The 8,391-nt window shown below is 69.7% G+C and carries 9 protein-coding genes; 8 read left to right on the top strand and 1 reads right to left on the bottom strand.

Annotated features, from left to right (window positions below; all coding sequences use genetic code 11):
• Both A9X04_RS18185 and mnmA read left to right on the top strand, forming a co-directional pair.
• Positions 1-1,191 (top strand): cysteine desulfurase family protein (locus tag A9X04_RS18185; protein WP_067923371.1); only part of this gene is annotated, 1,191 nt, incomplete at its 5' end.
• A complete protein-coding gene (gene mnmA, locus A9X04_RS18190; protein ID WP_067923374.1) occupies positions 1,192-2,268 on the top strand; it encodes a tRNA 2-thiouridine(34) synthase MnmA in 1,077 nt (358 codons plus the stop codon). It begins immediately after the preceding gene.
• Here mnmA and A9X04_RS18195 read toward each other — a convergent pair.
• Positions 2,265-2,900, bottom strand: coding sequence for a sensor domain-containing protein (locus tag A9X04_RS18195; RefSeq protein ID WP_067923376.1), 636 nt, complete (start codon positions 2,898-2,900; stop codon positions 2,265-2,267). The two genes, mnmA and A9X04_RS18195, sit on opposite strands and share 4 nt — an antisense overlap.
• Positions 2,901-3,016: 116 nt before the next feature.
• Here A9X04_RS18195 and A9X04_RS18200 point away from each other — a divergent pair, with 116 nt between their 5' ends.
• The 6 genes from A9X04_RS18200 (at position 3,017) to A9X04_RS18225 (ending at position 8,294) form a co-directional block, all read left to right on the top strand.
• A complete protein-coding gene (locus A9X04_RS18200; protein WP_067923392.1) occupies positions 3,017-4,033 on the top strand; it encodes a methionine synthase in 1,017 nt (338 codons plus the stop codon).
• Between the two features lie 67 nt (positions 4,034-4,100).
• Positions 4,101-4,583, top strand: coding sequence for an SRPBCC family protein (locus A9X04_RS18205; protein ID WP_067923380.1), 483 nt, complete (start codon positions 4,101-4,103; stop codon positions 4,581-4,583).
• On the top strand, positions 4,580-4,903 hold the full coding sequence (locus A9X04_RS18210) for a helix-turn-helix transcriptional regulator (protein WP_067923383.1): 324 nt from the start codon (positions 4,580-4,582) through the stop codon (positions 4,901-4,903). Before A9X04_RS18205 ends, A9X04_RS18210 begins: the two co-directional genes overlap by 4 nt.
• A 35-nt stretch (positions 4,904-4,938) precedes the next feature.
• Positions 4,939-7,020 (top strand): NAD-dependent DNA ligase LigA, encoded by a 2,082-nt coding sequence (gene ligA, locus A9X04_RS18215; RefSeq protein WP_067923386.1) that lies wholly within the window; start codon positions 4,939-4,941, stop codon positions 7,018-7,020.
• A 49-nt stretch (positions 7,021-7,069) separates the two neighbouring features.
• A complete protein-coding gene (locus A9X04_RS18220) occupies positions 7,070-7,678 on the top strand; it encodes a TetR/AcrR family transcriptional regulator (protein ID WP_156764410.1) in 609 nt (202 codons plus the stop codon).
• A gap of 184 nt (positions 7,679-7,862) precedes the next feature.
• Positions 7,863-8,294: an MmpS family protein gene (locus A9X04_RS18225; RefSeq protein WP_369828969.1), complete on the top strand. Its 432-nt coding sequence runs from the start codon at positions 7,863-7,865 to the stop codon at positions 8,292-8,294.
• The last annotated feature ends 97 nt before the right edge of the window (positions 8,295-8,391 follow it).

Raw genomic sequence — 8,391 nt, forward strand, 5'->3', positions numbered from 1 at the left:
GATCACGCCGCTACCACGCCGATGCACCCCGCCGCCGTCGAGGCGATGGCGGCGGTGCTCGGCACCGTCGGCAACGCCTCCTCGCTGCACACCAGCGGCCGGACGGCGCGGCGGCGCATCGAGGAATCCCGCGAGCTCATCGCCGACCGGCTGGGCGCCCGCCCGTCGGAGGTCATCTTCACCGCGGGCGGCACCGAAAGCGACAATCTGGCGGTCAAGGGCATCTACTGGGCCCGCCGCGACGCCGAACCGCGCCACCGGCGCATCATCACCAGCGAGGTCGAACACCACGCCGTGCTGGACTCGGTCAACTGGCTCGTCGAACACGAGGGCGCCGAGGTGACCTGGTTGCCGACCGCCGCCGACGGTTCGGTCTCGGCCACCGCGCTGCGCGAGGCGCTGCGCAGCCACGACGATGTCGCGCTGGTGTCGGTGATGTGGGCCAACAACGAGGTCGGCACCGTCATGCCGGCCGCCGACCTCGCCGCCGTCGCGGCCGAGTTCGGGGTTCCGATGCACAGCGACGCCGTGCAGGCGGTGGGGCAGTTGCCGGTGGACTTCGCCGCCAGCGGGCTCTCGGCGATGAGCGTTGCCGCGCACAAGTTCGGTGGCCCTCCCGGGGTGGGCGCGCTGCTGGTGCGCCGCGACGTGGCGTGTGTGCCGCTGGCGCACGGTGGCGGACAAGAGCGTGACATCCGTTCCGGCACCGCCGACGTCGCCGGTGCGGTCGGCATGGCGGCCGCGGCCCGGATCGCGGTGGACGGCATCGAGGCGAACAGCGCGCGGCTCCGGGCGTTGCGTGACCGGCTGATCGACGGGGTGCTCGCGGGCATCGACGACGTCAGCCTCAACGGCGCCCGCGACCCGTCCCCCGCAAGCGGGAGGTACCCCCAGCGGTTGCCCGGCAACGCACACTTCACGTTCCGCGGCTGCGAAGGCGATGCGTTGTTGATGTTGTTGGACGCCAACGGCATCGAATGCTCGACCGGGTCGGCGTGCACCGCGGGCGTCGCGCAGCCGTCGCACGTGCTGCTCGCGATGGGTGCAGACCCCACCAGCGCCCGCGGATCCTTGCGGATGTCCTTGGGTCACACCAGCGTCGACGACGATGTGGATGCGGTGTTGCAGGTGCTGCCCGCGGCGGTGGACCGCGCCCGCCGCGCCGCACTGGCCGCCGCGGGGGCTCCCTAAGTGAAGGTCCTCGCCGCGATGAGTGGCGGCGTCGACTCGTCGGTCGCCGCCGCCCGCATGGTCGACGCCGGACACGACGTGGTCGGCGTGCATCTGGCGTTGTCGGCCACGCCCGGCACGCTGCGGACGGGTTCGCGCGGCTGCTGCTCGAAAGAAGATGCCTCGGACGCGAGCCGCGTCGCCGATGTGCTCGGAATCCCTTTCTACGTCTGGGATTTCGCCGAGCGGTTCCAAGCCGACGTGATCGATGATTTCGTGTCCTCCTACGCGCGCGGCGAAACGCCCAACCCGTGCGTGCGGTGCAATCAGCGGATCAAGTTCTCCGCCCTGTCGGCGAAAGCGGTTGCGCTGGGCTTCGACACCGTGGCCACCGGCCACTACGCCAGGCTGTCCGGTGGGCGGCTCCGCCGCGCGGTCGACCACGACAAGGACCAGTCCTACGTGCTCGCCGTGCTGACCGCCGAGCAGCTGCGCCACGCCACGTTCCCCATCGGGGACACCCCCAAGGCGCAGATTCGTGCCGAAGCGGCCCGCCGCGGCCTCGCGGTCGCGGAGAAACCCGACAGCCACGACATCTGTTTCATTCCCTCGGGGAATACCCGAGCCTTCCTCGGCGAGCGCATCGCGGTCCGGCGCGGCGCCGTCGTCGGCGCTGACGGCACGGTGCTCGCCGAGCACGACGGCGTGCACGGTTTCACCGTCGGCCAGCGCAAGGGCCTGGGCATCGCCGGCCCTGGCCCCGACGGCGGCCCGCGCTACGTGACGGCGATCGACGCCGACACCGCGACCGTACGGGTGGGAGAGGCGGCCGACCTCGAGGTGCGCGAGTTGCGCGGGCGCGAGCCGGTCTTCACCGGGGGACGGCCGCCATCGGGCCCCGTCGAGTGCTCGGTCCAGGTCCGCGCACACGGTGAAACCGCCGACGCGGTAGCGGAATTGGTCGGCGACGAGCTGGTCGTGCGGTTGCGCGTCCCGCTGCGCGGCGTCGCTCCGGGCCAGACGCTGGTGCTGTACCGCCCGGACCCGGACGGTGACGAAGTGCTCGGCAGCGCCACCATTGCCGCTACCGCACGCTAAGCCGGTACGTTCGCGACGATGTTCGTCATCACGATGTCGGACACCGATTGCGCAAAGCCGCAGAACGTGACCTCCAGGATGGCCACCGACCGCAGCCGGTAGTCGCGGCCGCAGCCACCGGGCCGCAGATGCAGCGAGCCGGCGTCGGCCTTCCAGTCGCCGACGTATTGCTGGCCACCCGAGCCGTCGGCGCAATCCCCGACCGTGGTCACCAAGGCGCCGAAGGCGCGCCGTGCGGTGTCGACGTCCCGGTAGGCCGCGGCGCCCTCGGAGATCAGCGCCCCATCGGGCGGGTCCTGGAACGTCGTCTTGTGGAACTCCTCGACATCCGGGCCGAACGTGGCGGTCTCGGCGTAGATGAACCGGCATTCGCGCGGCGTGGTGTCGGCGAGGGCGTCGATGTCCACCGGCCTGGTGCCGTCCATGGACGGGATGATCGTCAGGTGCTCCCCGGCGCCGGTGATCGCGCGCATCCGCGACTGGTCCAAGAGGATCGTGTCGACGTTCACCCCCTGCACCGCCCTGCGGGGGGAACCGGATCCCGCCACCGCGGCGCCGTCCACCACCCGGGTGCACGCGGCAGCCAGCACCACTACCGCCCACAGCAGCAGCGGCCGCGCCCATCTCGCCATCCGCGACACGTTTCGTACCCTTCTCGCGGTTGAACCTACCCGTGCGGTGGCGCGACAGACACCCCTGGTCAACGGCGTGGCGGGTCAGGTCGAATACGGTTGGGCGGGTGAGTGTTATCCCGCATTCCTTCGCGAGGGCCAGCGGCATCGGGTCGTGGCCCGGCATCAAGCCGCGGGAGGCCGCCGAGGTCGTCGTCGGTGAGTTGGCCGACGCGTTGTCGCACATCGTCGAGCTGCCGGCCCGCGGAGTGGGCGCCGACATGCTCGGACGGGCCGGCGCGCTGCTGATCGACGTGGCCATCGACACCGTGCCGCGCGGCTATCGGGTCGCCGCGCGGCCGGGTGCGGTCACCCGCCGCGCCGCCAGTCTCCTCGAGGAGGACGTGGACGCGTTGGAAGAGGCCTGGGAGGTGGCCGGCCTGCGTGGTGGCGACCGCGTGGTCAAGGTGCAGGCTCCCGGGCCGATCACCCTGTCGGCCGAGCTGGAGCTGGCCAACGGCCATCGGGCGATCACCGACCCCGGCGCCGTGCGCGATCTGGCGGCGTCGCTGGCCGAAGGCGTCGCCGCCCACCGCGCGGCGCTGGCGCGCCGGCTCGAGACGCCGGTGGTGGTGCAGTTCGACGAGCCGTCGCTGCCGAACGCGTTGGGCGGGCGGCTGACCGGTGTGACGGCGCTCAGCCCGGTGGCGCCGCTGGACGAAGCGGTGGCCGTAGCCCTGCTCGACGACTGCGTCGCCACGGTGGGAGGCGCGGCGGTGTTGCACAGCTGTGCCGCAGAGTTGCCGTGGAAGATGTTGCAGGGCAGCCAAATCGGTGCGGTGTCGGTGGATGCGAGCACCTTGGTGGCGGCGGATCTCGACGGTATGGCCGGGTTCGTCGAATCGGGCCGCACGATCATGCTGGGGGTGGTGCCCAGCAGCGCTCCGGAGCGGCGCCCGTCGGCCGAAGAGGTGGCGGCCGCCCTGGTCGGGGTGACCGATCGCCTTGGCTTCGGGCGCTCGGCGCTGCGCGACCGCATCGGCGTCACCCCGGCGTGTGGCCTGGCCGGCGCGACGCCGGAATGGGCCCGCCTGGCGATCGGGCTGGCCCGTAAGGCGGCCGAGGCATTCGCGGGGGACCCGGACGCCATCTGATAGGCAACCAAATAGTTGCGCTTTTCGTGGTGCCGTGGTGGACTCATATGCAACCGGGAGGTTGCATATGAGGATTGAGAAGCGCGTATTGCTGCACGCGCCGTTGGAGCGGGTATGGCGGGCCATCAGCGACGCCGACGAGTTTGGCCGCTGGTTCGGAGTCCGCTTCGACGGGCCGTTCGTCGCCGGGACTTCGGTCGGCGCGGTGATCCATCCGACAACGGTCGACGACGAGGTCGCCAGTCGGCAGGAGCCACACACCGGAGTGGAAAGCACCTGGCACATCGTCGCCGTCGAGCCGCAGCGGCGGTTCGCCTATCGGTGGCACCCCTTCGCCGTCGACCCGGACGCCGACTACGGCCAGGAGCCGACCACGCTGGTCGAGTTCACGCTGTCGGAAACGCCCGACGGCGTGCTGCTCACCATTACCGAGTCCGGATTCGAGGACATTCCCGAAGCGCGCCGCCCTTCCTCCTTCGAGGCCAACTCCGAGGGGTGGGCGATCCAGACGGATCTGGTGCGCAGGTATCTGGAAGAAGCCCGCGAATGAGCGGGCGCGTCGCGGTGGGCGCGCCGCTCTTCGACGCGCTCGGTGACCCGAACCGGCTGCGCATCATCGTGCGGCTCTGCGATCTTGGCCCGAGCTCGACGTCACAGCTCACCAGCGTCATACCCGTCAGCCGCCAGGCTGCCAGCAAGCACCTGCAGCTGCTGGAATCGGCGGGTTTGGTGACCAGCAGCAGGCGCGGTCGCGAGCGAGTCTGGGCGGTGCGGACCGCCCCCTTGGCCCAGGCCAGTGACTACCTCACCGCCTTGTCGCGTCGGTGGGATGCGGCGGTGGACCGGCTGCGGGCATACGTGGAGGACTGAGTCCGGGTGTCGCCGCGCTCGGATAGCCTGCGAGGGTGAGCTCAGCAGAAGCTGATCCGGTGTCGCCCGAGGTGCGGCGGCAGTGGCAGGAACTGGCCGGCGAAGTCCGCGAACACCAGTTCCGCTACTACATCAAGGACGCGCCGATCGTCTCCGACGCCGAATTCGACAGGATGTTCAACCAGCTTCTGGCGCTCGAGGAGCGGTATCCGGAGCTGCGTGTCCCCGATTCCCCGACCCAGTTGGTCGGTGGCGCCGGCTTCGCGACCGACTTCACCGAGGCCGAGCACCTGGAGCGGATGCTGAGCCTCGACGACGTCTTCGACCGCGACGAGTTGGTCGCCTGGAGTAACCGCGTCGAGACCGAGATCGGCCGCGATCCCCACTACCTGTGTGAACTCAAGATCGACGGGGTGGCGTTGTCGCTGGTGTACCGCGACGGCCGGCTGGAACGCGCCGCCACCCGGGGCGACGGCCGGGTCGGCGAGGACGTGACGCTCAACGCGCGCACCATCGACGATGTGCCCGAGCGGCTCACCGCCACTGCGGATTTGCCGATTCCTACCGTGCTGGAGGTGCGTGGCGAGGTCTTCTTCATGCTCGCCGATTTCGAGGCGCTCAACGCCAGCCTGGTCGAGGACGGCAAGGCGCCGTTCGCCAATCCGCGTAACAGCGCGGCCGGTTCGCTCCGTCAGAAGAACCCGGCGGTCACCGCCCGGCGCAAGCTGCGGATGATCTGCCACGGCATCGGCCGCACCGACGGGTTCGCGCCCAAGACGCTGCACGAGGCCTACACGGCCCTTAAGGCCTGGGGTCTGCCCGTGGCCGAACAGACCGCGCGGGTGTGTGGCCTTGCCGCGGTGGAGGACCGGATCGGCTACTGGGGCGAGCACCGCTACGAGATTGATCACGAAATCGACGGCGTCGTAGTCAAAGTCGACGACTTCTCGCTGCAGCGCCGGCTGGGGACGACGTCGCGTGCGCCGCGCTGGGCCGTCGCCTACAAGTACCCGCCACAGGAGGCGCAGACCAAATTGCTCGACATCCGGGTCAACGTCGGGCGCACCGGTCGCGTCACGCCCTTCGCCTTCATGACGCCGGTGAAGGTGGCGGGGTCGACGGTGGGGCTGGCCACGCTGCACAACGCCAGCGAGGTCAAGCGCAAGGGCGTGCTGATCGGCGACACGGTGATGATCCGCAAGGCCGGCGACGTGATCCCCGAGGTGCTGGGTCCCGTGGTCGACCTCAGGGACGGGTCCGAACGCGAATTCGTCATGCCCACAACGTGTCCCGAATGCGGTACCCCGCTGGCCCCCGCCAAGGAGGGTGACGCCGACATCCGCTGTCCCAATGCCCGGTCCTGCCCGGCGCAGTTGCGCGAGCGCGTCTTTCACGTCGCCGGGCGCGGGGCGCTCGACATCGAGGGGCTGGGTTACGAGGCGGCCACCGCACTGTTGAAAGCGGGGGTGATCGCCGATGAGGGCGACCTGTTCACCCTCACCGAGGACGACCTGCTGCGCACCGAGCTCTTCCGGACCAAGGCCGGCGCGCTGTCCGCCAACGGCAGGCGACTGCTCGACAACCTGGACAAGGCCAAGACGGTGGCGCTGTGGCGCGTCCTGGTGGCGCTGTCGATCCGGCATGTCGGACCGACCGCCGCGCGCGCCCTGGCCACCGAATTCGGCAGCCTGGACGCGATCATGTCGGCATCGACCGAGCGGCTGGCCGCGGTCGAAGGCGTCGGGCCGACGATCGCCGCCGCGCTCACCGAGTGGTTCACCGTCGACTGGCACCGCGCGATCGTCGACAAATGGCGGGCCGCGGGGGTGCGGATGGCCGACGAGCGCGACGCCAGCGTGGCCCGCACGCTGGAAGGGCTCACCGTTGTCGTCACCGGTTCGCTGGCGGGCTTTTCGCGCGACGACGCCAAGGAGGCGATCATCGCGCGCGGCGGCAAGGCCGCCGGTTCGGTGTCGAAGAAGACCGACTACGTCGTCGCCGGCGATGCGCCGGGTTCCAAGTACGACAAGGCCGTCGAGCTCGGCGTCCCGGTCCTCGACGAGGACGGTTTCCGGAAGCTGTTGGCCGAAGGGCCGCCGGAAGCTCCGGCGGACTAGGGGATCACGACCTCACCCGAAATTTGGGCCGCACCGCCCAAGCGGCTCTATCGTGGGCGCTATGACCCAGACGGCGGACCCGTGCGCACAGGCGTCGCCGTGGTCGCCGCGGGAGGCCGAAATTCTGGCGGTGACCCTGCGCCTGTTGCAGGAGCACGGCTATGACCAGCTGACCGTGGATGCCGTCGCCGGTGCCGCTCGTGCCAGCAAGGCCACGGTGTACCGACGCTGGCCCTCCAAGGCCGAGCTGGTGTTGGCCGCATTCATCGAGGGCGTCCGCCAGGTCGCGGTGCCGCCGAACACCGGTACGTTGCGCGGCGATCTGCTGCGACTGGGGGAGACGATCTGCCAGGAGGGCGGCCGGCACGCGAGCACGATCCGTGCGGTGATGGTCGAGGTGTCGCGCCTCCCCGCACTCAACGAGGCCATGCAGCATCAGTTCCTCGACCAGCGCAAGGCGTTGATCCAGCACGTCTTGAACCAAGCGGTGGACCGCGGCGAAATCCACCCGGACGCCGTCACCGACGAACTCTGGGACCTGTTGCCCGGCTACCTCATCTTCCGGTCCATCATGCCGGACCGGCCGCCCACCCGTCGCACCGTGCAAGCGCTGGTCGACGGTTTCCTCATCCCCGGTCTGACCAGAACCATCGGGTAACGGCGCGGTCACCCACGGGCAAGCCGTCTTTCGTTTAATGTGTACGCGCGCGTCTCTTGTACAGTACGGTCCCGTACCGTACTGTCATAGCTGTCGATCATGCCCGACCGGTCGGCGGACACCCTCGTGCCGGGGGTTTCGTGTCGCCCGATGATCGAAAGGTGAACGGGTGAAGGGGTTTTCGGTGGCCTCCCTCGTCAAGCGAGGGTGGATGGCGCTGGTCGCGGTGCTGGTCATCGTGCTCGCCGGATTCGCCATCTACCGCCTGCACGGAATCTTCGGCTCACACAGCAACACCTCGGCCAACAGCGGCCTGGCCAACGAAATCGTTCCGTTCAACCCCAAACGGGTGGTGCTCGAGGTCTTCGGCAGGCCCGGCGCAACCGCGACCATCAACTACCTTGATGTCAACGCCCAGCCGCAGCAAGTCAAGGATGCCCCGCTGCCGTGGTCGTTCACGATCACCACGACGGAGCCGGCGGTCCTCGGCAACGTCGTCGCGCAGGGCAACGGGGATAGCCTCGGCTGCCGCATCACCGTCAACGGCGAAGTGAAAGACCAACGCACCGTGAACAAAGTCGACGCCTACACCTTCTGTCTGGACAAATCCGGATGAGCAACCACGAACAGCCGCGGGCCGTTGTCCCCCGCACCATCCGCCGGCTCGCGTTGCCGATCCTGCTGTTCTGGGTGGGGCTGGCCGCCGTCACCAA

The organism is Mycobacterium sp. E3247 (genome assembly GCF_001667785.1).
GTDB lineage: Bacteria > Actinomycetota > Actinomycetes > Mycobacteriales > Mycobacteriaceae > Mycobacterium.

What these genes read in the sequence shown, in the direction of transcription:
- A9X04_RS18205 (WP_067923380.1), top strand. Translation starts at nt 4,101, where the DNA reads ATGAGGATTGAGAAGCGCGTATTGCTGCACGCGCCGTTGGAGCGGGTA.
- A9X04_RS18210 (WP_067923383.1), top strand. Translation starts at nt 4,580, where the DNA reads ATGAGCGGGCGCGTCGCGGTGGGCGCGCCGCTCTTCGACGCGCTCGGT.
- A9X04_RS18195 (WP_067923376.1), bottom strand. Translation starts at nt 2,900, where the DNA reads ATGGCGAGATGGGCGCGGCCGCTGCTGCTGTGGGCGGTAGTGGTGCTG.